The 23,900-nt window shown below is 67.8% G+C and carries 24 protein-coding genes; 3 read left to right on the forward strand and 21 right to left on the reverse strand.

Annotation, left to right across the window (positions count from 1 at the left end; translation table 11 throughout):
* Nucleotides 1-21 precede the first annotated feature (21 nt).
* Complete coding sequence (locus tag PHA8399_RS03610; RefSeq protein WP_082649456.1) at nucleotides 22-2,121, forward strand: TonB-dependent siderophore receptor; 2,100 nt, start codon at nucleotides 22-24, stop codon at nucleotides 2,119-2,121.
* 81 nt (nucleotides 2,122-2,202) lie between these two features.
* Here the strand turns inward: PHA8399_RS03610 and PHA8399_RS03615 are convergent, their stop codons facing one another.
* From PHA8399_RS03615 to PHA8399_RS03675, 13 genes are all read right to left on the reverse strand, one after another.
* Nucleotides 2,203-3,036, reverse strand: a complete 834-nt coding sequence (locus tag PHA8399_RS03615; RefSeq protein WP_058284827.1) for an energy transducer TonB — start codon at nucleotides 3,034-3,036, stop codon at nucleotides 2,203-2,205.
* Nucleotides 3,033-3,416, reverse strand: coding sequence for an ExbD/TolR family protein (locus PHA8399_RS03620; RefSeq protein ID WP_058284828.1), 384 nt, complete (start codon nucleotides 3,414-3,416; stop codon nucleotides 3,033-3,035). Before PHA8399_RS03620 ends, PHA8399_RS03615 begins: the two co-directional genes overlap by 4 nt.
* A gap of 10 nt (nucleotides 3,417-3,426) precedes the next feature.
* The gene (locus tag PHA8399_RS03625; protein ID WP_058284829.1) at nucleotides 3,427-3,804 is read right to left on the reverse strand and encodes an ExbD/TolR family protein; all 378 of its coding nucleotides are present in this window, start codon (nucleotides 3,802-3,804) and stop codon (nucleotides 3,427-3,429) included.
* A gap of 4 nt (nucleotides 3,805-3,808) precedes the next feature.
* Complete coding sequence (locus PHA8399_RS03630; protein WP_058284830.1) at nucleotides 3,809-4,726, reverse strand: MotA/TolQ/ExbB proton channel family protein; 918 nt, start codon at nucleotides 4,724-4,726, stop codon at nucleotides 3,809-3,811.
* The gene (locus PHA8399_RS03635; protein WP_058284851.1) at nucleotides 4,723-5,775 is read right to left on the reverse strand and encodes a siderophore-interacting protein; all 1,053 of its coding nucleotides are present in this window, start codon (nucleotides 5,773-5,775) and stop codon (nucleotides 4,723-4,725) included. Before PHA8399_RS03635 ends, PHA8399_RS03630 begins: the two co-directional genes overlap by 4 nt.
* A gap of 11 nt (nucleotides 5,776-5,786) precedes the next feature.
* Nucleotides 5,787-6,569: an ABC transporter ATP-binding protein gene (locus PHA8399_RS03640; RefSeq protein ID WP_058284831.1), complete on the reverse strand. Its 783-nt coding sequence runs from the start codon at nucleotides 6,567-6,569 to the stop codon at nucleotides 5,787-5,789.
* Nucleotides 6,569-7,585 (reverse strand): FecCD family ABC transporter permease, encoded by a 1,017-nt coding sequence (locus PHA8399_RS03645; RefSeq protein WP_058284832.1) that lies wholly within the window; start codon nucleotides 7,583-7,585, stop codon nucleotides 6,569-6,571. Before PHA8399_RS03645 ends, PHA8399_RS03640 begins: the two co-directional genes overlap by 1 nt.
* Nucleotides 7,582-8,613 (reverse strand): FecCD family ABC transporter permease, encoded by a 1,032-nt coding sequence (locus PHA8399_RS03650; protein ID WP_058284833.1) that lies wholly within the window; start codon nucleotides 8,611-8,613, stop codon nucleotides 7,582-7,584. Before PHA8399_RS03650 ends, PHA8399_RS03645 begins: the two co-directional genes overlap by 4 nt.
* 1 nt (nucleotide 8,614) lies before the next feature.
* Nucleotides 8,615-9,637 (reverse strand): ABC transporter substrate-binding protein, encoded by a 1,023-nt coding sequence (locus PHA8399_RS03655; RefSeq protein ID WP_082649457.1) that lies wholly within the window; start codon nucleotides 9,635-9,637, stop codon nucleotides 8,615-8,617.
* A 212-nt stretch (nucleotides 9,638-9,849) separates the two neighbouring features.
* Nucleotides 9,850-11,208: a dihydrolipoyl dehydrogenase gene (gene lpdA / locus PHA8399_RS03660; protein WP_058284834.1), complete on the reverse strand. Its 1,359-nt coding sequence runs from the start codon at nucleotides 11,206-11,208 to the stop codon at nucleotides 9,850-9,852.
* Nucleotides 11,209-12,531: a dihydrolipoamide acetyltransferase family protein gene (locus PHA8399_RS03665; RefSeq protein WP_058284835.1), complete on the reverse strand. Its 1,323-nt coding sequence runs from the start codon at nucleotides 12,529-12,531 to the stop codon at nucleotides 11,209-11,211.
* Nucleotides 12,532-12,535: 4 nt separating this feature from the next.
* A complete protein-coding gene (locus PHA8399_RS03670) occupies nucleotides 12,536-13,549 on the reverse strand; it encodes an alpha-ketoacid dehydrogenase subunit beta (RefSeq protein WP_058284836.1) in 1,014 nt (337 codons plus the stop codon).
* A gap of 1 nt (nucleotide 13,550) precedes the next feature.
* Nucleotides 13,551-14,786: a 3-methyl-2-oxobutanoate dehydrogenase (2-methylpropanoyl-transferring) subunit alpha gene (locus tag PHA8399_RS03675; RefSeq protein WP_008558193.1), complete on the reverse strand. Its 1,236-nt coding sequence runs from the start codon at nucleotides 14,784-14,786 to the stop codon at nucleotides 13,551-13,553.
* Between the two features lie 162 nt (nucleotides 14,787-14,948).
* Here PHA8399_RS03675 and PHA8399_RS03680 point away from each other — a divergent pair, with 162 nt between their 5' ends.
* On the forward strand, nucleotides 14,949-15,413 hold the full coding sequence (locus PHA8399_RS03680; protein WP_008558354.1) for an Lrp/AsnC family transcriptional regulator: 465 nt from the start codon (nucleotides 14,949-14,951) through the stop codon (nucleotides 15,411-15,413).
* Between the two features lie 22 nt (nucleotides 15,414-15,435).
* Here PHA8399_RS03680 and PHA8399_RS03685 read toward each other — a convergent pair whose 3' ends face one another.
* The 8 genes from PHA8399_RS03685 to cofG form a co-directional block, all read right to left on the reverse strand.
* Nucleotides 15,436-16,068: a TetR family transcriptional regulator C-terminal domain-containing protein gene (locus PHA8399_RS03685; protein WP_058284837.1), complete on the reverse strand. Its 633-nt coding sequence runs from the start codon at nucleotides 16,066-16,068 to the stop codon at nucleotides 15,436-15,438.
* 225 nt (nucleotides 16,069-16,293) lie between these two features.
* On the reverse strand, nucleotides 16,294-17,295 hold the full coding sequence (locus PHA8399_RS03690; RefSeq protein WP_058284838.1) for a TIGR03842 family LLM class F420-dependent oxidoreductase: 1,002 nt from the start codon (nucleotides 17,293-17,295) through the stop codon (nucleotides 16,294-16,296).
* Nucleotides 17,296-17,319: 24 nt separating this feature from the next.
* Complete coding sequence (npdG, locus tag PHA8399_RS03695) at nucleotides 17,320-17,988, reverse strand: NADPH-dependent F420 reductase (RefSeq protein ID WP_058284839.1); 669 nt, start codon at nucleotides 17,986-17,988, stop codon at nucleotides 17,320-17,322.
* Nucleotides 17,985-18,758: a coenzyme F420-0:L-glutamate ligase gene (gene cofE, locus PHA8399_RS03700; RefSeq protein ID WP_058284840.1), complete on the reverse strand. Its 774-nt coding sequence runs from the start codon at nucleotides 18,756-18,758 to the stop codon at nucleotides 17,985-17,987. The genes npdG and cofE overlap by 4 nt, the downstream gene beginning before the upstream one ends.
* On the reverse strand, nucleotides 18,755-19,414 hold the full coding sequence (gene cofC, locus PHA8399_RS03705; protein ID WP_058284841.1) for a 2-phospho-L-lactate guanylyltransferase: 660 nt from the start codon (nucleotides 19,412-19,414) through the stop codon (nucleotides 18,755-18,757). Before cofC ends, cofE begins: the two co-directional genes overlap by 4 nt.
* Nucleotides 19,411-20,379 (reverse strand): 2-phospho-L-lactate transferase, encoded by a 969-nt coding sequence (gene cofD / locus PHA8399_RS03710; RefSeq protein ID WP_058284842.1) that lies wholly within the window; start codon nucleotides 20,377-20,379, stop codon nucleotides 19,411-19,413. Before cofD ends, cofC begins: the two co-directional genes overlap by 4 nt.
* Entirely contained in the window at nucleotides 20,376-21,650 is a 1,275-nt protein-coding gene (cofH, locus tag PHA8399_RS03715; protein ID WP_058284843.1) for a 5-amino-6-(D-ribitylamino)uracil--L-tyrosine 4-hydroxyphenyl transferase CofH, read from the reverse strand. The genes cofD and cofH overlap by 4 nt, the downstream gene beginning before the upstream one ends.
* Nucleotides 21,647-22,789, reverse strand: a complete 1,143-nt coding sequence (cofG, locus tag PHA8399_RS03720) for a 7,8-didemethyl-8-hydroxy-5-deazariboflavin synthase CofG (protein ID WP_058284844.1) — start codon at nucleotides 22,787-22,789, stop codon at nucleotides 21,647-21,649. Before cofG ends, cofH begins: the two co-directional genes overlap by 4 nt.
* Before the next feature lie 238 nt (nucleotides 22,790-23,027).
* On the opposite strand from cofG, the gene PHA8399_RS03725 reads away from it, so the two are divergent.
* Nucleotides 23,028-23,900, forward strand: an 873-nt coding sequence (locus PHA8399_RS03725; RefSeq protein ID WP_082649458.1) for a Re/Si-specific NAD(P)(+) transhydrogenase subunit alpha, incomplete at its 3' end; no start/stop codon positions are given.

A 23,900-nucleotide genomic window follows, 5' to 3' on the forward strand; every position in this document is an offset into this window, starting at 1 on the left:
CGCACATAGCGGAGATGGGACATGATTCTGCGACGTACTGCTGCGTCAGCTTGCGCCCTGCTGGCAGCCATGCCGGCACTGGCCGAAGTTGTCGAGCTTGAACAAATCAACGTAAACCAGCACAGCGGCGAGGGCTTCTTTGGCGAAAGCGTTTCGCTGGAGACCGGTACCATTGCCAAGACCGGCGACCCGATAGCGGAGACGCCGCGGTCGGTGACGGTTGTGACCGCCCAGGAAATCGCTGCGCGCGGCGCTCAGAACGTGGAGCAGGCGCTGCAGTATTCCGCAGGCATCGTCGGCGGCCAGTGGGGGCTGGACAACCGTGCGGACTGGTATCTGGTCCGCGGTTTCAGGGCCAGCACGCTGCATGACGGGCTGCCGGCCCGTTACGGCTTTTACAACGACACCAAGCCGGAACCCTTCCTGCTGAACAGCGTCGAAGTGCTGAAGGGGCCGGCCTCCGGCCTTTATGGCAGCGGTTCGGTCGGCGGGGTGGTGAATACCACCTCGAAAACCGCGGCGCAGGATGCTGAGAACCTGTTCCAGCTGCAGGCGGGGTCGCATAGCCGCAAGCAGGTTGCCGCGGACGTGAGCGGCGATCTGAACGCCAGCGGCACCCTGCGCTACCGGTTTGTGGGCGTGCTGTGGGACTCGGAAACCCAGGTCGATCATTCGCAGGACGATGTGCTGGCGCTGGCGCCGTCCATCACCTGGCGGCCGGATGAGGATACCGAGTTGACGGTGCTGGCCAATTATCAGGACAACAACGGCAGCCCGCTGATCCAGTTTGCCTCGATCTACGGCACGCTGCTGCCCGCGACGGGGTTCGGCAACGGTGATTTCCTCCCCAGCAGCGTCTTCGTGGGCGAGCCGGGTTTTGACCGGTTCGACAGCGAGCAGCGCGCCATCACCGCGATGTTCAAGCACCGCTTCAACCCGGTCTGGAGCCTCAACGCCAACGCGCGCTATCTGGAGGCCGAAGCGCTCTACCAGCACGCCTGGTGGGCCTTCGACAACACCGGCACCGGCCGGTACAATCCGGACGGCACCATCAACCGCACTTTCTACCGCGCGGAAAACAAGCTGAAGACCTGGGCAATCGACGCCTACGCCACCGCTGAATATGCGCTTGGCGGCTTTGACATGCGGACCTTTGCCGGGGTCAGCTACAGCCGCGGGCATTATGACAGCGATACCGGCTATGGCGCCCAGGTTGGCCCCATCGACCCGTTCAACCCCGTCTATGCGGGTTATCCGTCGATCACCGTGGCCGACACGCCCGGCACCTCGATCACCGAGACCGGCGCCTATGTGCAGCACCGCGCGGCCTATGACGACCGGCTGTTCATTGATCTGGGCCTGCGCTACGGCAATATCGAAACCGGGCCGAGCACGGGCAGCTTCGGTGCTTCCTCCATCGCCGCCAAGGACAGCGAGTGGACTGGCAATGCCGCGGTGATGTACCGGTTCGGCAATGGCGTTGCCCCCTACATCAGCTATGCCGAAAGCTTCCGCCAGGATGCGATCGGCACCGATGCGGCGGGCAACCCGTTTGAGCCGACCCGCGGCGAGCAGGTTGAAATCGGGGTGAAATACCAGCCGCCTGGCACCGATACGCTGCTGACGGCGGCAGTGTTCGACCTGACCAAATCGAACCTGACGGTGGCCGATCCCGGCAACCCCGGCTTTCAGGTGCAGACCGGCGAAGCCACCGCCAAGGGGCTGGAGCTGGAGGCGTATCACCGCTTTGGCGATCTGACGGTTGATGCCGCCTATACCTATCTCGACACCGAGGATGCCGAGGGCGACTACATTGCCCAGGTGCCCAAGAACGCGGCGTCGCTGTGGCTGAATTACGAGCCGCAGGAGGGCCGGCTGCAGGGCTGGGCGTTCGGCGCCGGGGTCCGCTACAACGGCGAGGCCTGGGGCGGATCCAGCACCTATCTGACGCCGTCTTACACGCTGTACGACGCGGCGGTGTCTTATGGCCAGGACAACTGGCTGGTGTCGATGAACGTGCGCAACCTGAGCGATGAGCGCTATGTCAGCACCTGTGCGGGCGGGGCCTGCTACTTTGGCGACGGGCGCAGCGTGGCGCTGACGCTGACCACGAAGTTCTGAGCCGCCGCGCAGCGTTCACACAAGGAAAAGGCCCGCGCAGGCAGCGCGGGCCTTTTTTTCTGATACGGCCGCCAGCTGTGCTTATTTCGAGAAGCGCATCGGCAGGGTGAAGGTGAGCTGGCTGAGGCCGAGTTTTTTGGGCGCGGCGGGGAATGTCCCGGCGCGGGCGACCGCCTGCAGCGCCGCTTGGTCAAACGCGGCGCTGCCCGAGGATTTGGCAATCCGGTAATCAAGCAGCCGGCCGGAGCGGGACACGGTGATCCGCACCACCGCCACGCCGCTGCCGCTGGCGCCGGCGGGGAAGCGTTTGCGGCGTTCGATGCGGGCGCGGATCCTGGCGCCCCAGACCGCTTGCAGCTTGGCCTCTTGCCCGGCCCGGGCGGTGGCAGCGGCAGCGCTTCCGGCCTGCCCGGCCTGGGCGCCGCCGCCGGATCCGGCAGCCCGCTGCCCGGCGCGGCTGGCCGCGGTCTGCTCAGCCTTGCGCGCCTGCTGAGGTTCGGGCAGCGCCTTGGGGCGGGGGGCCGGCTTGGCTGCGGTTTCCGGCTGTTCCTCAGGCGGCGGCGGGGGCGGGGCGGCGGTGTCGACCTCCAGCGTGCCGGCGGGCGCGGGCCGGGCCAGCGCAATCTGCGCGGCCGCGCGCGGCGCCTGGGCCAGCTCGAATTGCGGCACTGCGGGGGGCGCGGGGACAGTTGGCGGCTGGGTCAGATCCGGCTCAAGTTGCGGCACCGCCTGCGGCGGGCGCTGCCAGGCTTCCACCATGTCCGCAACGGTGGCATCGGCGGCCTGGACCGAAACCAGCGCCTCGCCGCCCGCGCCGCTCGACTGGGCGCCGGAGCGGGGCGCGGTTGCAAACAGCGCGGCGTGGATAAGCGTGGCGATCCCGGCAAAGACGGTGAGTTCGGCGGCGCGTTTCATTGCGGGCGCACCGTCAGTTCGGCCCGGCTGAGTCCGGCAGCCGCCAGCTGCCGCAGGATCCGCGCCAGCGCCGCGGCCTCCAGCCCGGCATCGGCCCGCAGCTGCACCACGGGGCTGCCCGCGCTGGCCGCGGCCAGCCGGGCAATCGCGGCCTCTCCCCCGGCGCCGTCAAACTGCATCTGGCCTTGCGCATCAATGTAGAGCACGGCCTCCGCCGTCGCCTCGGTGTCCAGCGCGGCCTTGGGCGGGGTGACTTCGAACGGGTCCGGCTGGGCCAGGCGGGAGGTCATCAGGAAGAAGATCAGCAGCAGGAACACCACGTTGATCATCGGCACGATGGATTCGGCGCGCGGGCGGCGGGGGGGATCGGTCAGGTCCATGCGCGGCGCCTCATTCCACCAGCACGAAGTTGGTAAAACCGGCCTGCCGCAGCAGCGCCGTCACATCGGTGAGGCGCTGCAGGCCGGCCTGGCCGCGGCCGAGCAGCACCAGCATGTCGCCGGGCGTCTGCATCAGCGGCGCCAGCGCCTGGGCCAGGTTGCTGTCCGCCACCGGCACGCCGTTGATGTCCAGGTTATTGGGCCCGATGCCGATCAGCCGCGGCGGGCCGGTGTAGGGGCCGCCCTGGCCGGCCAGCGGCAGGTCCAGCACCGCCTCCGTGCCAAAGCGCGAGGCCAGCATGAAGAACACCAAGAGCAGGAACACCACGTCGATCATCGGCGTCAGGCTCGGCTTGCGGCGGGGTTTGGCGGGCGGATCCAGCAGCATCGCGTCACTCGGCCGCCAGTTTCAGCTCTGCGGGCGCTGCCGCCACGAACAGCCGGGTGGCGCTGTCTTCGATGTCGCGGCGGATGCGGGGGATCACCGCCTCGAACCAGGTCAGCGCGGCGGAGGCCGGGATCGCCACTGCCATGCCCGCGGCGGTGGTCAGCAGCGCCTCCCAGGTGCCGCCCGCCAGCAGGGCCGGATCGGCGCGCGCGCCTGCTGCCTGCAGCGCCTGGAAAGCGGCGATCATCCCCAGCACGGTGCCAAGCAGGCCCAGCAGCGGCGCGATGGTGGCAATCAGCTCCAGCGCGCCCAGCCCGGTGGCGGCGCTGCCGAGGTGCAGCTTGGCCACCCGGGCGGTTTCTTCGCGGGCGCGGTCCTCTGGCAGGGCGGCGAGGGCGGTCAGGGCCGCGGCCACCACCCGGGAGCGGATGCCGATGCGGCCCTTGACGATGGCCATCGCGGTGCCGGTGTCGCCGCGTTCAAACGCCTCCACCGCGCGGCCGGCCTTGCCGCGCGACCAGGCGCCGATCAGCGCCAGGCGCCAGACCTTCCACAGGATCAGCGCCAGGGTGATCACGGACAGCGCCGCAATCGCCCAGATCGACGGGCCGCCGTCGCGCAGGAATTTAAACGCCTTGGCAGCGGTATCGCGGGCGGTGTGGGCCAGCTCCTGCTGCCGGGTGAGCGGGTCTGCGGGTGCCAGCACGTCCGCGTCCGGCGCTGGCGCTGCCGGGGCGGGCGCGGAGGAGTGCGGCACCGTTGAAGCGGGGGCTGCGGGGGCTTCGGGCTGGGCTGCCGCCGGGGCCTCTGCGGTGATCTGCGGCACCGGCGCGGCGGGGGAGTCCTGCGCGGCAGCCGGGGCTGCAAGCAGCGGGGCGGTCAGAAACACGGCGGCAAGGGCCGCCTGGGCGCGACGGGTCATGATTGGCTCCAATATGCGGCGATATAGCTGGTTCCGGGGGCGGGTTTGTCCTGCTGGAGGGCTGTGCGCAGGCGCTGCACTTCCGCCTTTTCGCAGGCAAACCACAGGAAATGGCCGGGCGCGTGTTTGCGCGCGGCCAGCGCGCGCTCGGCCAGGCTGTACCCGCCATCGCGGCGCAGCCAGGTCAGGGAGACGCCCGCCGGGGCGGTCACCGGGTAGCCGCAGTCCTTGCCCTCGGAGCTAAGGAGAACCGCCTCCCCCGCGCTGTCCCGCGGCAGGCTGTCCAGAATGCGGGCGGCGGCGGGCAGGGCGGTTTCGTCGGCGAACAGCAGGATGTTCGAGGTGTCGGGTATGCCGCCGCCGCCGGGACCGGCAAGGACCAGCCGGTCGCCGGGAGTTGCTTTGCGCGCCCACTCGGTGGCCCGCCCTCCGTCGTGCAGGAAGATGTCGAAATCCATCAGCCCGGCCTCATGGCTGATCCAGCGGGTGGTGTAGACCGGGCGGTGCAGCGCGGTCTCTCCCTTGGGCCAGACGGTGGCGCCGCTGTCCGACAGCCGGGGCCAGTCCGGCGCGGCACAGCCCGCGGGCGGCAGCAGCAGGCGGAAGTGGATGGCGTCGTCCTGGAAACTGGCGAGGTCCGGGGATTTGACCCGGACGCGCAGGAAGGCGCTGCCGATGGGGGTGATTGACTGGACCGTGGTGAAATGGACATTGGGCGGCAGGCTGCCAGCGGCGGCGGTGCCGGGCCAGCGCAGGGCGGCGGAGGCCCCGGGCCGGATCTCGTCCAGATGCGCGGCGATGCCGTCCTTCAGCATGTGCAGCCGGTCCGGCAGGGCCGCCGACACGCCGATTGCCGTGCCGCCGTTCCTTGCGGCAAAGCGGTAGTGGCCAAAGCCTGCGATCTCCACAATGACGGCGGCGGCGCTGTTTTCGAGCACCGGCAGCTCATGCGCCTGCGCCATCGTCAGGACGGCTTGGCGGACGTCCGGGAACGGCAGCATCGGCAGGTCAGTGTCCGCTTGCAGCGGAAAGGCGGGGCGGAGGGTCATGGCGGCCTCGTTCATGCGGGGATGACATGCGGGGTGCCGTGCAGCGGATCGGGGATGATCCGGCAGGGCAGCTGAAAGACGGAGTGCAGGACCGCTTCCGTGATCACTTCGGCGGGCGGGCCCTGGCAGAACACCCTTCCGTCCTTGAGCGCGATCATGTGACTGGCAAAGCGGGCGGCCAGGTTGATGTCGTGCAGCACCATGGCCACGGTGCGCCCGGTCTCGCGGTTGAGCCTCTGCACCAGTTTCAGCAGCTCGATCTGATGCGGCAGGTCCAGGTAGGTCGTCGGCTCGTCCAGCAGCAGGATGCCGGTTTCCTGCGCCAGCGCCATCGCGATCCAGGCCCGCTGGCGCTGGCCGCCCGACAGCGCCTCCAGCGGTCTGCGGGCGTGCCCGGTCATGTTGGTAAGCTCCAGCGCCCGGGCGACCGCTGCCGCGTCCTGCCGCGACCATTGCCACAGCGCCGATTGATAGGGGGTGCGGCCGCGCGCCACCAGATCGCGCACCGTCAGCCCTTCGGGCGCGGCGGGGGTTTGCGGCAGGATCGCCAGCCGCCGGGCCACCGAGCGGCTGCTTTGGCGGTGGATCGCCTTGCCGTCCAGCACCGCCTGGCCGCGGCCGGCGGGCTGCAGCCGGGCCAGGGTTCTGAGCAGGGTGGATTTGCCGCAGGCATAGGGGCCGACGATGGCGGTCAGCCCGCCATCGGGGATGGCGGCGGTCAGGCTGTCCAGCACAGGTGTTCCGGCATAGCCGGCCGAGAGATCCTCGGCCCGAAGGCGGGCGGTGTCAGGCATCAGAGCGTTCCTTTGCGGAAATGCGCCAGCAGCAGCCACAGCAGCACAGGGGCGCCGGTGAGCGCGGTAAAGACGCCGGCGGGCAGCTGCACCCCCGGCACCATGCGGGCGGCGGTATCGGCCAGCAGGGTCATCAGCGCGCCGGCCGCGGCGGCGGCCAGCAGCGCGGGCTTGCCGCCGGGAACCAGGCGGCGGGCGATCGGCCCGGCGGCAAAGGCGACAAAGGGCAGGGGCCCCGCGGCGGTCACTGCAAGCGCGGTCAGCACAATGCCGGCACCGGCCACCGCCAGCCGCAGGCCGGAGACCGGCAGGCCGAGGCCGGTTGCGATGCCGTCATCCATCGCCAGCCGCGCCAGCGGGAAGTGCAGCCGCCACAGCACCGGCGCCAGCAGCGCCAGCCCGGCCCAGACCCGCGCCGCGTCCCCCCAGCCGCGGCTGTGCAGCGAGCCGGTGAGCCAGGTCACCATGTCCGAGGCGGTCTGCGGGTCGATGCGGCTGACCAGCAGGTCGGCGGCGGCGGTCAGGGTCAGGCTGGCGCCGATGCCGGTCAGGATCAGCCGGCCCGGGGCCAAGCCATCCTTCCAGCTCAGCAGGAGCACCAGCGCCGCGGCCAGCGCCGCGCCGGCAATGGCGCCCGCCAGCATCATGCCGCCGGTCAGGATCACCGCGGCCAGGGCGCCGCAGCTGGCGCCGGCGTTGAAGCCGATCACATCCGGCGCGGCGAGCGGGTTGCGCAACATCGTCTGGAACATCGCCCCCGCCAGGCCGAAGGCGGCACCGGCGCCAAGCGCCGCCGCAATCCGCGGCAGCCGGTGATCCAGCAGGATCATCTGCTCAATACCGGTGCCCCGGCCTTGCAGCACCGCGGCCATCTGCCCGCTGCTGAGGGGGTAACTGCCGGTTTGCACCGCCAGCAGGGCGGCGGCCAGCAGCAGGGCCATCAGGCAAAGGCCGGCCAGCAGGGCGCGGCGCGAGATCTGCACCGACAGGGCAGCGAAACGGAGGGTCCAGGTCATAGGCTGCGCACTCCGTTCCGGCGCACCATCCAGATCAGCACCGGCCCGCCGATCAGCGCGGTCATCACGCCCGCCTGCATATTGCCGCCGAACAGCGGCAGGCGTCCGGCCAGATCGGCGGCCACCAGCAGCAGCGGCCCGAACACTGCGGAGAAGGCCAGCGTCCAGCGCATGTCCGGCCCTGCGGCCCAGCGGGCCAGATGCGGCACGATCAGCCCGGCAAAGGCAATCGGCCCGGCCATTGCAACGGTGGCACCGCACAGAAGCACGATGGCGCTCCCGGCGGTGGCCCGCGCCAGCCCGGTGCGCACGCCCAGACCGCGGGCGGTGTCCTCGCCCAGCAGCAGCGCGTTCAGCCCGGCGGCGGCCACGGCGGCCAGCCCTGCGCCCAGGGCCAGGAAGGGCAGCAGCGCAATAAGGGTGGCGGGCACAATGCCGTCGAACCCGCCCAGCACCCAGAAGCGGTAAACATCCAGGGTTTGCGAACTGACCAGCAGCAGCGCCCGGGTCAGCGCAATGATCAGCGCGCTGAGCGCCGCGCCTGCCAGCACCAGCCGCAGCGGGCTGGCGCCGCTGCCGCCGCCCAGCAGGAACACCAGCACCGAGGCCGCCAGCGCGCCGCCAAGCGCCACCCAGACAAAGGCCGCCGGATCGGTGATGCCGAAGCCCAGGATGCAGATCACCACGCCAAGCGCGGCGCCGCCGTTGATGCCGAGCAGGCCCGGATCGGCCAGCGGGTTGCGGGTCATCCCCTGGATCAGCGCGCCAGAGATGCCGAGCGCCGCGCCGGCCAGCACCGCGCCCGCCAGCCGCGGCAGGCGCATGCCGCGGATCACGATATGGGCGGCATCGTCCGGGTCATAAGCGGTCAGCGCTGCCCAGACGGTGTCCCAGCCGGCGGGCCGGAAGCCGAAGCGCAGCGCGGCGGCCGACAGAACGGCCAGCCCCAGCAGGGATCCGGCGAGCCGCAGGCCGCGCAGGCTGGCGGCGGAGCGGGCCGGGGAAACGTCAAAGGCAGAAACGGTCATGTCAGCGGCCCTCCGGCAGCAGGCCGGCTTCGGCCATGCTGGAAACGGGGGTGCCCGGGTCGCCGTCCAGCGCCGCCTCCAGCAGCGGCACCAGCTGGTCCAGCGCGGCGTCCAGGCTCAAGGGGCTGGAATGGGACAGCGCCGAGGACAGCAGCCGCCCGGCATAGATCTCCCGCCCCTCCCGGTAGGCGCGCAGGGTGTGGCGCAGCGGCAGGCGCTTGAGGCGCGGCACCGATCCGCCGGCGTCAATCCAGATCAGCGCATCCGTGTCGATGGGCGAGAGATCCTCATCAGGAAGCAGGGCATAGTAAGAGTTTGCAGGCGCAAACGGGTTTTCCACCTCCGGCACGGTGAACCCCAGAGCAGCCAGGAACTGGCCGCGGATGTCGCTGGCGGAATAGGCGCCGGTCCGGGTGGCCGAGACCATGACGACGCTTGCGCCCTGCCATTCGGGGTGCGCGGCGCGGATCGCGGCAAAGCGGCCCTCGATGCGGGAGATGATCTGTTCGGCCTTGGCGGTCTGTCCGGTGGCCGTGCCCAGGGTGCGCAGCATGACCTGCCAGGGCGAGCCGTAGCTGCCGTGGGCGGCCTTCGGCGCCACGGTCGGCGCGATCCGCGACAGCAGCGCATATTCGCGTTCGGTCATGCCCGACCACTGTCCGGTGATCAGGTCCGGCTCCAAGGCGGCGATCCGTTCGATGTCGATCTGCCCCTGCAGCACGATGGGCCTGGCATCGCCTAGGGCCGCCTGCGCCCAGGGCCAGACGCCATAGGGATGGTCGCCGAACCACTTGCGCAGCGCATGGGGTTTTTCCCCCAGCGCCAGGAAGAAATCATGGCCGATGAAGCTGAGCGAGACGATGCGCTGCGGCTTGGCGGGCACAATTGTGGTGCCATAGCGGTGCTCGATCACCGCCGGAAATGCATCCGCCGCGCAGGCCGCGGGCGCAAGCGCCGCTGCGGCCAGCAGCAGACAGGCGCCGAGCCGGGCGCGCGCATTCAGAAGTATCTGAGCCAGCTTCACAATTCACTCCAGCCGTCAGCGCAGCCTGGAGCTGCACCGGGATGTTGATCCGTTGATGGCTGGACTGTGTGCCGCGCAAATGGCGCGGAGCGTCTCGCTGAAAGGCGCCCGTCAGGGTGCGTCCGGACGCTTAAAGAACCTTAGTTCTTTTGTCAAGTAATCCGGCCGCCCGGGCTGTTTCGCTCCGGGCGGCCTGTTGCGGCCTTTGCGGCTCAGATATGCAGCGCGTGACCCAGCGCGCGCAGGCAGGCTTCCTGCAGGCCTTCGGACTGGGTCGGATGCGCGTGGATGGTTGCGGCGATGTCCTCCAGGCAGGCGCCCATTTCGATGGCGAGCGAAAACGCCGCCGACAGTTCCGACACGCCGGCCCCGGCCGCCTGAAGCCCCAGCACCGCCTTGTCGGCATCGCGCCAGACAACGCGGATGAAACCGTCCTCGCGCTCTGTCGTCATGGCGCGGCCATTGGCGGCAAAGGGGAATTCGGTGCTGCTGCTGCCCTCCACCTCGCCCGGCAGGGCGCCGCAGGTGACAATCTCCGGGTCGGTGAAGCAGACCGCCGGAATGGCGCGCTTGTCCCATTCCACCGCGTGGCCCGCGGCATGTTCGGCCACCATCTCGCCCTGGGCCATGGCCCGGTGCGCCAGCATCGGCTCGCCGGTGACGTCGCCGATGGCGTAGATGCCGCGCATGGACGTCTGGCAGGTCTTGTCAATCCGGATGTAGGGGCCGTTCAGGGTCAGCGCCAGCTCATCAACGCCGATGCCATCCATGCGCGGGCGGCGGCCGACGGTGACCAGGACTTTCTCGGCCTTGATGTCGCCCTGGGTGGTGCTCAGAACGCCATCGGCAAAGCCTTCGGCCCTGGCGCCGGTCATCACGTTGATGCCCAGGGTTTCCAGCCGCTTGGCGACGGGCCGGGTCAGGGCCTGATCGTAGAGCGGCAGGATGCGGTCCTCAGCCTCCACCACGGTGACCCTGGCCCCCAGCTTGGCAAAGGCCGTGCCCAGCTCCAGCCCGATATAGCCCGCGCCGACCACGGCGAGGGTTTCCGGCCCCGCCTGCAGCGCCAGCGCCTCGGTCGAGGACAGGATATCGCCGCCAAAGGGCAGGGAGAGCAGCTCCACGGGCGCAGACCCGGAGGCAATCACGATGCGCTCGGCGCGGATCTGGGTGGTCTCGCCGTCGCGTTTCACCGCGACGGTCTTGCCATCGAGGAACCGCGCGCGGCCCTCGACCACGCGCACGCCCGCCTTGCGCATCAGCCCGCTGACGCCGCCGGTCAGCCGCTTCACGATGCCGTCCTTCCAGGCCACGGTGCGGCTGAGGTCGATCTCCGGCTTGCCCGCCGTGATCCCAAGCGGCCCGTCGCTGGCGTGCGCCATCTTGTGGAACTCGTCAGCGGCATGGATCAGCGCCTTGGAGGGGATGCAGCCCACGTTGAGGCAGGTGCCGCCGGGGTTGGCCTCGTCCACCACGATGGTGTCGACCCCCAGCTGGCCTGCGCGGATGGCGCAGACATAGCCGCCGGGGCCCGCGCCGATGATGAGCAGTTTGCACTTCAGATCAGTCATTCAGCCCTCGACAAACAGCATGGCCGGATTTTCCAGCAGGGATTTCAGTTTCTGCACAAAGACCGCCGCGTCCCAGCCGTCGATCACCCGGTGATCGAAGGAGCAGGAGATGTTCATCATCTTGCGCGGACGGAATTGCTGGCCGTCCCAGACCGGGCGGATCTGCATCTTGTTGACGCCGACAATCGCCACCTCGGGGTGGTTGATTATCGGCGTGGTGGCAATCGCGCCAAGCGGCCCGAGCGAGGTGATGGTGATGGTGCCGCCGGTCAGCTCCTCCCGCTTGATCGAGCCGTCGCGGGCGGCGTCGGCCAAGCGGGCAAGCTCGCCTGCGTTGTCCCACAGGCTGTTTGCCTCGGCGTGGTGCAGCACCGGCACGTTCAGCCCCTGGGGCGTCTGCGTGGCAACGCCGATATGGACGCCGCCGTGGCGGTAGATCACGCCTTCCTCGTCATCGTAGCGGGCGTTCAGGCCGGGCTGTTCGCGCACCGCCTCGACGATGGCGCGCATCAGGAAGGGCAGCAGCGTCAGCTTCGGGCGGCTGCCCTCGTGCTTCTTGTTGAGCGCGGCGCGCAGGTCTTCGAGCGCGCCCATCTCCACCTCTTCGACGATGGTGATATGCGGGATGTGGCGCTTGGACAGCGCCATCTTCTCGGCGATTTTGCGGCGCATCCCGATGACACGCTGCTCCTCGACGCCGGTGTTGCGGCCGCGGGTCACGCCGCCCTGGCGGATGCCGCCGGATTCGATCCAGCTGTCCAGATCCTCGTGGCTGATGCGCCCGCCCGGGCCGGTGCCGGGGACATGGCGCAGGTCGACCCCTTCGGAGCGCGCCCGCGCCCGCACGGATGGCGCGGCCAGTGGCTTGCTGCCCTCGGGCCGCGGCAGGCGGTGGCCCGGTTTCTTGGCCGCCGGTGCAGCAGCCGCAGCGGCGGCCGCTGGCCGCGCTTCCGGCGCCTGCGCGCCCGCATCCTTGCCCTCGTCCTTGTTCTTGTCCGCGTCTTTGTCCGGCGCGGGCTGCGGCGCCGGGGCGCTGGCTTTGGCTGTCTCCGGCGCCGCGCCGGGGGCCTCGTTGCCCTCGCCCTCGACCTCGATGCGGATCAGCACCGAGCCGATCGCCATCATCTGGCCGATCTCGCCGCCCAGCTCCAGCACCTTGCCGGACACTGACGAGGGCACCTCGACCGCGGCCTTGTCTGTCATCACCGCCGCCAGGATATCGTCCTCGCGCACGATATCGCCGGGCTTGACGTGCCATTCTGTCAGCTCCGCCTCGGCAATGCCTTCCCCCACATCGGGAAGACGCATGGCATAAACACCCATCCGGTCAGCCCTCCATCACTTTTTTCAAGGCCTCGCCGACACGGGCGGGGCCGGGGAAATACTCCCATTCCTGCGCGTGCGGATAGGGCGTGTCCCAGCCGGTGACGCGGATGATCGGCGCCTCCAGGTGGTAAAAACAGGTCTCTTGCACCAGGCTCATCAGTTCGGCGCCGAACCCGGAGGTGCGCGTCGCCTCATGCACGATGACACAGCGGCCGGTCTTTTCGACCGAGGCCTGGATCGTGTCCAGATCAAGCGGCATCAGCGTGCGCAGGTCGATCACCTCGGCATCGACGCCGCTGGCCTCAGCCGCTGCCTCGGCCACGTAAACCATGGTGCCATAGGCCAGAACCGTGACATCGCCGCCTTCGCGGGTGATGCTGGCCTTGCCCAGCGGCACGATCTCCGCGCCCTCCGGCACCTCGCCCTTGGGGTGGTTTTTCCAGCTGGTGACCGGGCGGTCGTGGTAGCCGTCGAACGGACCGTTATAAAGCCGCTTGGGCTCCAGGAAGATCACCGGATCGGGATCCTCGATGGCGGCCAGCAACAGGCCCTTGGCGTCGCGCGGGTTGGAGGGCACCACCACCTTCAGCCCCGACACATGGGTGAACAGCGCTTCCGGGCTTTGGCTGTGGGTCTGGCCGCCGAAAATGCCGCCGCCGGTGGGCATGCGGATCACCAGCGGGCAGGTGAAATCGGCATTGGAGCGGTGCCGCAGGCGCGCCGCCTCCGAGACGATCTGGTCATAGGCCGGATAGACGTAATCGGCGAACTGGATCTCGATCACCGGCTTCAGCCCGTAGGCGGCCATGCCGATGGCGGTGCCGACGATGCCGGATTCATTGATCGGCGCGTCAAAGCAGCGTGAGTTCCCGTATTTCTGCTGCAACCCCGCGGTGCAGCGGAAGACGCCGCCGAAAAACCCCACATCCTCGCCAAAGACGACGACGCGGTCATCTGCCGCCATGGCGACATCATGGGCCTCGCGGATGGCCTCAATCATGGTCATGCTGGCCATTTCAGTACCCTGCCTCCTGACGCTGCCGGATCAGATGCGGCGGCATGGTTTCATAGACGCCCTCGAACATGTCGCGCGGGCTGGGGGTCTTGCCGCCGCCCAAGGTGCCGATGGCCTCGGCCTGCTTCTGGGTAGCGATGACCCCGTCCAGGATTTCCGCCTGGGCCTGGGTGTGGCGGTCCTCGCTCCACTCGCCGATAGCGATAAGGTGCTTCTTCAGCCGCTCGATCGGGTCGCCCAGCGGCCAGGCCGCGGCCTCGCTCTTGGAGCGGTAGGCGGAGGGGTCGTCGCTGGTGGAGTGGCCGCCCGCGCGGTAGGTCACATGCTCGATCAGGGTCGGGCCATGGCCGCGCCGGGCCCGCTCGCAGGCCCATTTCGCCACCGCATGAACCGCCAGGTAGTCGTTGCCATCCACCCGGATCGAGGCGATGCCAAAGCCGTGGCCGCGCGCCGCGAAGGTGCCGACGCCGCCGCGGGCGATGCCCTGGAAGGTGGAGATTGCCCACTGGTTGTTGACGATGTTCAAGACCACCGGCGCGCTGTAGGTGGAGGCAAAGACCATGGCGGCGTGGAAATCGCTCTCAGCCGTTGAGCCGTCGCCGATCCAGCCGGTGGCGATCTTGGTATCACCCGAAATGGCCGAGGCCATCGCCCAGCCGACCGACTGCACGAACTGGGTGCCAAGGTTGCCGGAGATCGAAAAGAACCCGTGTTCCTTGGAGGAATACATGATCGGCAGCTGGCGCCCGTGCAGCGGGTCGTCGGCGTTGGAATAGATCTGGTTCATCATCGTCAGCATCGGATAGCCGCCCGCGATCAGCAGCCCGGCCTGACGGTAGGTCGGAAAATTCATGTCGCCCGGCCGCAGCGCGCGGGAAAAGGCGCAGGACACCGCCTCTTCGCCCAGGTGCTGCATGTAGAAGCTGGTCTTGCCCTGGCGCTGCGCGTTCATCATCCGGGCGTCAAAGGTGCGCAGGGTCAGCATGTGGCGCAGGCCCTCGCGCAGCTCGTCAGGGCTGAGCGCGCCGGCCCAGTCGCCCACCGCCTCGCCGTCCTTGTTCAGCACCCGGACGATGGAAAACGCCATATCGCGGATCGAATCCGGGTCTGCGTCGACCGGCGGGCGTTTGACGGCCCCGGCGCGCGGGATCTCGAAATCCGAGAAATCCGGCGTGTCGCCCGGGCGGCAGCCCGGTTCTGGCACGTTCAGCGATAGCGGCGGGAAATCATCACTCATGCGGTCCCTTTCTGATCAAAGCCCCTGCACCGCGCCGCGCAGCACGCGCTGCGTGGCGCAGGGCCTGTCCCCCAGCTTAGCAAAACCGCATGGTTGAAAAATAACGAATATAGGGGTAGTGAAGCAAAAATCAGAGAAAATACACTCGGAAAAGCAAAATTTATGGTGGTTTTCGCTACGGATTCAGTTGATCGGGAGATACTTCGTGCGCTGCGCGATGACGGGCGGATTCCCCTGGTGCAGCTGGCGGCCCGAGTCGGCTTGTCCCAGACGCCCTGCAAGCGGCGCCTGCAGCGGCTGGAGGAAAGCGGCCTGATTTCCGGCTACATCGCCCGCATCGACCGCAAGGCTGCGGGGTTTGGCATCACCGCCTTTGTCTCGGTGGAGCTGGAGCGCCAGGACGCGGACGAAATCGCCCGGTTCCAGAAGAGGACTGCCCAGTTCGAGGAGGTGGTCACCGGCACGCTGATGACCGGCGCGCAGGATTTTCTGTTGGAAATCGTGGTGGAAAGCCTGGAGGAATTCGAGACCTTCCTGCAGACCAAGCTGCTGCGCATTCCGGGCATCCGGGTGGTGCGGTCCCGCTTTGCGCTGCGCAAATTCATCGACCGGGCGCGGATCCCGTGACCGCCGGGGCGGTCAGCGGCCGTCAGCCGGGCTGCACCGTAAGCAGCTTCTTGTACATCTCCAACAGGAACAGCTCCGCCTCGGCATAGCGGTCAACGGCCTTGGCGGGGGCGATTTCCTCGATCTGGACGTCGAAATCGGCGTAATGCTGGGTGGTGGCCCAGATTGAGAACAGCAGATGGTGCGGATCGACGGTTGCGATCCGGCCCTCGCGCATCCAGTCCTCCAGCACCGTGATCTTGGTGTTGTAAAGCTCCTTCAGCGGGCCGAAAATCTCGCTGCGCGACTGCGGCAGGCCGCTGAGGATTTCATTGGCGAAGAACTTGCTTTCCTTGGGAAAATTCCGCGAGATTTCCAGCTTGCGGCGTATGTACTGGCAGATCTCGTCGATCGGGTCGCCGTGCTGGCTCAGCATGTTCAAAGGCGCCATCCACAGCTGCAGCGTGCGGGCCAGCAGCTCCTGGCGGATCGCGTCCTTGCTTTCGAAATAATACAGCAGGTTCGGCGTGGTCAGCCCGGCGTTCTTGGCAATCAGGTTGATCGACGCGCCGGAAGATCCGTGCTGGGCAAAAACCTCCAGCGCGGCGGCCAGGATCTGTTCCGTCTTTTTCCGCTGAATCCGGGTCTTCGGCTTTTCAGCTGCCATGCGCGCCATGAAAATTCCGCCACTTATAAAAATGTCTATCTGGCGCCCTATTGGCACAAGTCAAAGGCTGTTGCCAGCGGTCGCGCGCAAAAGGCCGGGTCAAAACAATCTGCCGGTGCAGGCAGGCCGCGCGGAAAGCAAAGGAGCGGGCAGCCAGAGCCGCCCGCCAATAGGCACCGTCCGCGGGGAGATTTGTCCGGACGGTGCCGTTTCCGGGCTGGCGCCCGGCGCAGTTCAGCGGAAGGCCGGGATGATCTTCTCGCCATAGTCGGCGATGATCTTCTCCTCGTCGCCGCTGTCGAGATAGATGTTGAACTGGGTGGTGCCGGCGTCCTGCAGATCGCGGATCTTGGCGATATGCTCGTCCGGGGTGCCCAGCACGCAGAAGCTCTTGACGATGTCTTCGGTGATGAAGTCCAGGTAGGGGTTGTCGCTCTGGCCGTGCTTGGAGTAGTCGTAGCCCTTCCGGTTCTTGATGTAGTCGGTCAGGCTGGTGGGAACGTGATCGCCGTCGGTGCCGTATTTTTCAACGATGTCAGCGACATGGTTGCCAACCATGGCGGGGAACCACTTGGTTTTTTCGATGCCTTCCTCGATCGGGCCGGTATGCGCCGGAGCAGCCGCCATCACGCGGTAGTTCGACATGTCGCGGCCTTCGGCCTCGCCGCCGGCCTTGGCCTGATCCGCCAGCCACTTGATGATCTTCGGCTCGGCAATCTGCAGGACGACACCGTCGCCGACCTTGCCGGCCGAGGCCAGGGCCTTGGGACCATAGGCGCCGATCCAGACCGGCAGCTCATAGCCCTGCGCCCAGGGGAATTTCACCGGCTCGGGGCATTCGCCGTATTGCACTTCCTCGCCGCGGATCAGCGACTTCACGACGTGGGTGAATTCTTCCATCCGCTTGATGGTCGAGGGTTTCTTGCCCATCACGCGCACGGCGCTGTCGCCGCGGCCGAGGCCGATGTCGAAGCGGCCGCCGGACTGTTTCGCCAGCGAGCCGAACAGCGAGGCGGCCACCGACCACTCGCGCGAGTTCGGGTTGGTCACCAGCGGGCCGAAGCGCATCTTGGTGGTGTGCTCCATGCACATCGCCATGGCGACGAAGCTTTCGCGCCACAGGATGTGGCTGTCGTAGAACCAGCAGTAGGTGAAGCCTGCGTTTTCGGCCTGGCGAACCAGTGCGCGGGCGCGTTCGGGCTCAACGAAGCCCTTGAAGCAGATACCGAATTCCATGTGTGTTTTCTCCCTGTTGGAATCTTAGTGTTCGGGGGCCCAGATGCGGATGCCCGCATGGGTGAAGGGCACCGCCTTGGAAATGTTCTGGCGGATCAGGATCGGGGTGATCGCCTCGATGCAGCGGGCCGCCTCGGCGTCGCCGGCGTTGTAGGCCTGAACGTCCAGCGCGCCGACCAGCTCGATCACCTTCTTGCGGGCGGGCAGGCTGTTGCCGCAGACCAGGATGTCGCAGTTGATCGGCCAGTCGAGGTTGTTCAGCGTGGTGGCCGACACATTGTGCAGCGCGCCGATCACCGGGATCTCGTCGCCCAGGAGCGCCTGCGCGGCCTCGGTGGCGGATCCTTCCGGCGGCATCTCCACCTTCTTGGGGTCGCCTTCCTTCAGCGGCACCACGATGTCGACCAGGATCTTGCCCGCCAGGCCCGGCTTCAGCGCCTCCAGCGTGGCGTTATGGGCGGAGAACGGCACCGCGAGGATGACCATTTCATCCGCCGCCGCGGTGGCGCCTGCATTGTCCAACCCTTCGATCGGTGCGGCGCCCTCCGGCAGCTTTGCCATCAGGTCTGCCGCGATGCCGGCGCTGCGCTCGCCATCGCGCGAGCCCAGTGCCACACTGATGCCTGCGCGGGCAAAGCGCAGCGCCAGCCCCTGGCCCTGCGGCCCGGTGCCGCCAATGATTGCGATCTTCATCTGAACATATCCTCCTGTTTTTTCCGTAGTATGTCGGCGCCGCGGCTGTCGGCGGGCTGCCAGTCGAGCCCGCGCAGCAGCACCGCCGGTGTTTTTCCGTTCTTGCGCACCACCAGACCGGAGGCAGCGGAAATCTCGTCCGCCAGCGCCGGTTCGGTCACCTGCAGCGGCCGCCCCCAGGCGTCCAGATTGCCCTGCTCCTGAATGGTGGCGGGGACCTTGCTCAGGCCGATGGCCACGTTGATCTGGCCCAGCCGCCACGGGCGGCCGAAGGTGTCGGTCATCACCACGCCGATCTGCGCGCCGAAGCGGGCGGCCAGAGCCGCGCGCAAACGTTCGCAGCTGGCGTCGGGATCGCGCGGCAGCACCATTGCGGCGTCCTCCTCGCCGAAGTTCGATTCATCCACCGCGGCGTTGGCGGAGATGAAGCCCAGCCGGTGCTCGCAGATCATCGTGCCGGTGTTCTGGTCCGGGCGGCGGAAGGCGCGCACCACGCGGGTGCTTTCGCGCAGGACGATTTCCACCTTGCGCGGGTCCTTGTTCAGCTCCTCGCCGTATTTGATGGCTTCCGCCGAGGGCGTGACCGAGGCCAGCGGGATGATGCAGTCTTCCGCTTTCGAAAACACCTTCTGCGCGATGCACAGGATATCGCCGTCCTTGAGGCCCAGACCCGCGGCCTCCAGGCAATCGCGCAGAATGGCCGCCAGATCGTCGCCGTTCTGGATATCCGGCACGCCGGGCACGGCGGTAAGAGAGACCGAAAGGCTCATCGCGCGCCCTCCCGCATCAGGGCCTGCGGGTTCTGCGCCAGCAGGCAGCTGAGGTCCTCGGCGGTGTCAACGTCAACACGCAGGCTGTCCAGCGGCAGCACCACCGGGCACAGGCCCGCTGCCTCTGCCGCACGCCGGTGGGCGATCAGCGATTTCTGCCCGTAGGCAAAGGCAAAGGGGCAGGGCAGCGGCACCAGGAGCGCATTGGTGCCAAGGTCAGTGGCCGGGCACAGCACCGCGCGGGTGCCGTCAAGCGGATAGGCCAGGAGCTGCGCCAGGTCGTCCGGGGACGGGTCCGCCAGATCGCCCGGCAGCACGCACAGCGCCTCATACCCGTTTGCCGCCGCCCAATCCGCCGCCGCCTCCACCGCCAGCGACAGGGTGCCGGGGTCGTTGTCGTCGATGCAGATCAGCCCGGCCTGCCGCGCGATGCGCGCAATCGCCGGGCTGTTGGACGCCACGGCAATGTCGATGGCGCCTTGGGGCAGCCTGGCAACCGCCTCCTGCAGCCGCGCGATGGTCGCGCGGAACAGCCCGCGGGCGAGCGCTTCGCGGTCCCGCGGCGCCAGCGCAATGCTCAGCCGCGTCTTGGCCCGGGAGGGATCCTTCATCGGGATCACCGCCAGCCGCTTGCCGGGGTTTGCCGCCGCACTCATGCCGCCGTCTCCCGGTTCGCGCGGGCAAGGCCGAGATCCGCCACTTCGCGCGCCAAGCGAGCCTTGTCTTCTTGGGTCGTCATCAGGATTTCGCTGCAAACCGGCGCCAGCCCCATTGCGCGGATTTCGCCCGCCAGCCCGGCGTCGGCGTGGTCGATCACCAGCGTATCGGCGAGCCCGCGGTACCGCGCGGCCACCCCGGCGGCATCGGCCCGTTCCCCCAGCGCCGCCATCATGCGGTCGGCCGGGCCTTTGACGACCTTGCCGCCGATGAACGGGCTGACGGCAACCTTCGGCGCGCGCGCCGCCCGCAGCGCCGCGGTGATGCCCGGCACGCCCAGAATGGGGGCAATGCTGACCAGCGGGTTTGAGGGCGCAATCACGATCAGATCCGCCTGCCGGATCGCCGCCAGCGCCTCTGGCGCGGGGCGGGCCTGCGCCAGCCCGTCAAAGGCCAGCTCCCGCACCTCCGGCGCGCAGCGCTCGCGCACGAAGTACTCCTGGAAGCTCAGCCAGCCGGCATCGGTGCGCACCCGGGTCTGCACCTTATTGTCCGTCGGCAGCAGGATTTCCGCCTGCACGCCAAAGGCGCGCGAAACATCGCGGGCAATGTCGCTGGGCCGGTCGCCCTTGAGCCGGCGCATGGTGCGGTGGATGTGCAGGCCGAAGTCACGGTCGCCCAGCGACATCCAGGTGTCCGCGCCCAGCCTGTTCAATGTCTCCAGCGCCCGGTGGCTCTCATCCGCCACGCCCCAGCCCTGGGTGCGGTCGATCAAATCCGCCAGGCTGTAGGTCAGCGTGTCGATATCGGGCGAGACCCAGAGGCCGTGGAAGTCATCGTCGTCCGCCACATTGCCGATCACCGAAAGCGCCACATCCGGCAGCGCAGCGAGGCCTTCGGCCATCTTGGCGCCGCCGACGCCGCCCGCCAGCAGGGTCACCTTATGCTTTTGCGCGCTGCTCATTCCGCTGCCTCCAGCTTGGGCCCGCGTTCGGGGAACATTTCCAGAAATGCCAGCGGGTTGCGGCCCTGACGGTCCACGAGCGGCGCGATCACCTCCGGGTCGTGGTGTTCGTAGACCTCGCGGATCTCGTAGATCGTGTTGCGGCGCACCGGCACCCGGCCCGCGGCGCGGATGATCTGCGCCAGCTCGCGCGCGGTGATCTCCTGCCCGTGGTCCGATCCGGCCGAGCGCGAGATGCTTTCGTTCATCAGCGTGCCGCCGAGGTCATTCACCCCGCGCGACAGCATCTGTTGCGCCCGCGCCGCGCCCAGCTTGGTCCAGCTGACCTGAATATTGTCGATCCAGCCGTGCAGCATGATGCGGGAGACCGCGTGCATCAGGTCCACCTCCAGCGCGGTGGGGCCGGGGCGCACGGTGTCCGGGTTCTGCGCCCACAAGGGCGATTCCGTATGCACGAAGGACAGCGGCACCAGCTCGGTAAAGCCGCCGGTGTCCTTCTGAATGTCGCGCAGCAGGCGGATATGCGCGGCCCAATGCTCCGGCCCGTCGATATGGCCGTACATGATGGTGGCGGTGGTCGGGATGCCGACCTCATGCGCGGCGCGGATGATCTCCACCCATTTCTCGGCGCTCAGCTTGTTCTTGGTCAGCTGCAGCCGCACTTCGGTATCCAGGATCTCCGCCGCGGTGCCGGGCATCGAGCCGAGGCCCGCTTCCTTCAGATCCGCCAGGAAGTCGTGGTAGGACATCTTGGTCTTGGACGCGCCATACCAGACCTCAAACGGCGAGAAGGCATGGATGTGCATGTCCGGCAGCGCCGCTTTGATGGCGCGCACGATGTCCCGGTAATAGGTGCCTTCCATCTTGGGGTGCAGCCCGCCCTGGATGCAGACCTCGGTGGCGCCGCGGTCCCAGGCTTCCTGCGCGCGCTCAACGATCTGCGCGGGCTCCAGCCACTCGGCGTCCTTGTCCTCGCTGCGCTTGGCAAAGCCGCAGAACCGGCAGCCCATATAGCAGATGTTGGTGAAGTTGATGTTGCGGTTCACCACAAAGGAGACGCGCTCGCCATTGGCGCGGCGGCGCAGCGTGTCCGCCACGGCATAAACCGCTTCGGCATCGGCGCCGGTGGCGCGGAACAGCTCGATGCCTTCGGCCTCGGACACCTCGCCGCCCTCCAGCGCCATCTCCAGAATGGCGCGGACCGGGGCGGAGGCGGCGCTGACGGCAGCCGGGACAGTGGCAAAATTCTCGGCGGGGTGCTGGATGGTCATGCTGTCTCTCCGATGTGGCGCTGATCGCGGGCGAGGCCGTTTTCCTGGGCCATGCCGGCCGCGCGGGCCAGCACGCCGGGGTTGATGAAGCCGCTGTCCCCGGTCAGGTAGCGGGGGTAAACGGTAAGCCGCTCGCGCAGCTCGAAGCCGGCCCCGGCGCAGGAGCTTGCCAGCGCCCGGATCTCCGGCCATTCGTGCTGCGGGTTGATGAAGTCGATGGTCACTGGCGAAATCCCGCCCCAGTCGTTGATGCCCGCCTCCAGATAGGCGATGTGGCGGGCGCTGAGGTTCGGCGGCGCCTGCAGGCTGATCTCCGGCGCCAGGATGATGCGGGCGGCGGCGATGGTGCGCAGCATATCCTCCAGCGCCGGTTCCGGGTGGTTTGCCATCTCGATATCCGGCTTGCGCTGGAAATTCTGGATGATGACTTCCTGGATGTGGCCATGGCGGGCGTGGGCGGCGTTGATCGCATGCAGCGCCTCGATCCGCTCGGCAAATGTCTCGCCGATGCCGATCAGCAGGCCGGTGGTAAAGGGCACCTGCTTCTGGCCCGCGCGTTCCAGCGTGCGCAGCCGCTGCACCGGCACCTTGTCCGGGCAGGCATAATGCGGCTGGCCCTTGCGGGTCAGGCGGCGGCTGACGGTTTCCAGCATCATCCCCATCGAGGCAGAGACCGGGCGCAGCACGTCGATCTCGTCGTCCGTAAGGGTGCCCGCGTTCACATGCGGCAGCAGGCTGGTCTCGGCCAGCACCAGCTCGCACATGTCGCGCAGATAATCGGTGAGGCGGGAATACCCCAGCCGTTCCAGCCCCTTGCGGGCCTTCTCATAGCGCAGCTCTGGCTTCTCGCCGAGGCTGAACAGCAGCTCCTTGCAGCCCTCGCGCTCGCCTTTCTGCGCCACCGCCAGCACCTGCTCCGGCGTCATGATATTGGCCTCCGGCGAATCCGGATGCTTGACGAAGGTGCAGTAGCCGCAGGTGTCGCGGCACATGTTGGTCAAGGGCACGAAGGCCTTGCGCGAATAGGTGACCGTGCGGCCCCATTGGGCGTCGCGGATGCCGGCGGCACGCGTCATCAGGGCGCGCAAATCTCCGGTCTCCGCCCAGGCGGTGCCTGTGCTGAGCGATTGGGTGTTCATGGTGTCCTCCCTGCCTCAAAGACTGTGGAGGAGGGCGCGCCATGTCAAATAATTTTTTAGCTGTAAGTCAAAAAAAATACCGTGAAGGCGTGTATGGCCCAGATAACAAGCTGTTTTTAAACTGCTAAAAATATGAGCTGACAAAAATATTGACTACTAAGTAAAACAACCAAATACTTCTTCCCAATCGCAGGCAGCCGGTCCGCCGGACGCTTCAGCGAAAAGGGAGGACATTGAAGTGCTTATTGGAACGCCAAGGGAGCTGGCGGCTGGAGAGTCGCGCGTTGCGATGACGCCGGAGTCTGCGGTTCAGCTGCAGAAGCTGGGCTATGACTGCGCGATCGAGACGGGGGCCGGGGCGGCGGCGGGGTTTTCCGATGCCGCTTATGAAGCCGCCGGGGTCGAGATCCTCAAGACACCGGCCGCGCTGTGGAAGGCGGCCGATATCGTCGCCAAGGTGCGCCAGCCGGATGCCGCCGAGCTGAAGCGGCTGGCCAAGGGCAAGACGCTGATTTCCTTCTTCAACCCGGCCGGAAACGAAGACGGCATGGCGCTCGCCAAGGCCAAGGGCGCCAATGTGATCGCCATGGAAATGGTGCCGCGGATCTCCCGCGCGCAGAAGATGGATGCGCTCAGCTCCATGGCCAATATCGCGGGCTACCGCGCGGTGATCGAGGCAGGCAACAACTTCGGCCGCTTCTTCACCGGCCAGATCACCGCCGCAGGCAAGGTGCCGCCCGCCAAGGTGCTGGTGGTCGGCGCCGGTGTGGCAGGCCTTGCCGCCATCGGCACCTCCACCTCGCTTGGCGCCGTGACCTATGCCTTCGACGTGCGGCCCGAAGTGGCCGAGCAGGTGGAATCGATGGGCGCCGAGTTCGTCTATCTCGACTTCGAGGAGGACCAGCAGGACGGCTCCGCCACCGGCGGCTATGCGGCTGTGTCCTCTCCGGAATTCCGCGAAGCGCAGCTCGCCAAGTTCCGCGAGCTGGCGCCGGAGATGGACATCGTCATCACCACCGCGCTGATCCCGAACCGCGACGCGCCCAAGCTGTGGCTTGCCGACATGGTCGCGGCAATGAAGCCCGGGTCGGTCATCGTCGACCTGGCCGCC

This window comes from Leisingera aquaemixtae (assembly GCF_001458395.1).
GTDB classification, from domain to species: Bacteria; Pseudomonadota; Alphaproteobacteria; order Rhodobacterales; family Rhodobacteraceae; genus Leisingera; species Leisingera aquaemixtae.

Bases quoted from the DNA above. Each gene is read 5' to 3' on its own strand.
- PHA8399_RS03610 (WP_082649456.1), top strand. From the start codon at position 22: ATGATTCTGCGACGTACTGCTGCGTCAGCTTGCGCCCTGCTGGCAGCC.
- PHA8399_RS03615 (WP_058284827.1), bottom strand. From the start codon at position 3,036: ATGAAACGCGCCGCCGAACTCACCGTCTTTGCCGGGATCGCCACGCTT.
- PHA8399_RS03620 (WP_058284828.1), bottom strand. From the start codon at position 3,416: ATGGACCTGACCGATCCCCCCCGCCGCCCGCGCGCCGAATCCATCGTG.
- PHA8399_RS03625 (WP_058284829.1), bottom strand. From the start codon at position 3,804: ATGCTGCTGGATCCGCCCGCCAAACCCCGCCGCAAGCCGAGCCTGACG.
- PHA8399_RS03630 (WP_058284830.1), bottom strand. From the start codon at position 4,726: ATGACCCGTCGCGCCCAGGCGGCCCTTGCCGCCGTGTTTCTGACCGCC.
- PHA8399_RS03635 (WP_058284851.1), bottom strand. From the start codon at position 5,775: ATGACCCTCCGCCCCGCCTTTCCGCTGCAAGCGGACACTGACCTGCCG.
- PHA8399_RS03640 (WP_058284831.1), bottom strand. From the start codon at position 6,569: ATGCCTGACACCGCCCGCCTTCGGGCCGAGGATCTCTCGGCCGGCTAT.
- PHA8399_RS03645 (WP_058284832.1), bottom strand. From the start codon at position 7,585: ATGACCTGGACCCTCCGTTTCGCTGCCCTGTCGGTGCAGATCTCGCGC.
- PHA8399_RS03650 (WP_058284833.1), bottom strand. From the start codon at position 8,613: ATGACCGTTTCTGCCTTTGACGTTTCCCCGGCCCGCTCCGCCGCCAGC.
- lpdA (WP_058284834.1), bottom strand. From the start codon at position 11,208: ATGACTGATCTGAAGTGCAAACTGCTCATCATCGGCGCGGGCCCCGGC.
- PHA8399_RS03665 (WP_058284835.1), bottom strand. From the start codon at position 12,531: ATGGGTGTTTATGCCATGCGTCTTCCCGATGTGGGGGAAGGCATTGCC.
- PHA8399_RS03670 (WP_058284836.1), bottom strand. From the start codon at position 13,549: ATGGCCAGCATGACCATGATTGAGGCCATCCGCGAGGCCCATGATGTC.
- PHA8399_RS03675 (WP_008558193.1), bottom strand. From the start codon at position 14,786: ATGAGTGATGATTTCCCGCCGCTATCGCTGAACGTGCCAGAACCGGGC.
- PHA8399_RS03680 (WP_008558354.1), top strand. From the start codon at position 14,949: ATGGTGGTTTTCGCTACGGATTCAGTTGATCGGGAGATACTTCGTGCG.
- PHA8399_RS03685 (WP_058284837.1), bottom strand. From the start codon at position 16,068: ATGGCGCGCATGGCAGCTGAAAAGCCGAAGACCCGGATTCAGCGGAAA.
- PHA8399_RS03690 (WP_058284838.1), bottom strand. From the start codon at position 17,295: ATGGAATTCGGTATCTGCTTCAAGGGCTTCGTTGAGCCCGAACGCGCC.
- npdG (WP_058284839.1), bottom strand. From the start codon at position 17,988: ATGAAGATCGCAATCATTGGCGGCACCGGGCCGCAGGGCCAGGGGCTG.
- cofE (WP_058284840.1), bottom strand. From the start codon at position 18,758: ATGAGCCTTTCGGTCTCTCTTACCGCCGTGCCCGGCGTGCCGGATATC.
- cofC (WP_058284841.1), bottom strand. From the start codon at position 19,414: ATGAGTGCGGCGGCAAACCCCGGCAAGCGGCTGGCGGTGATCCCGATG.
- cofD (WP_058284842.1), bottom strand. From the start codon at position 20,379: ATGAGCAGCGCGCAAAAGCATAAGGTGACCCTGCTGGCGGGCGGCGTC.
- cofH (WP_058284843.1), bottom strand. From the start codon at position 21,650: ATGACCATCCAGCACCCCGCCGAGAATTTTGCCACTGTCCCGGCTGCC.
- cofG (WP_058284844.1), bottom strand. From the start codon at position 22,789: ATGAACACCCAATCGCTCAGCACAGGCACCGCCTGGGCGGAGACCGGA.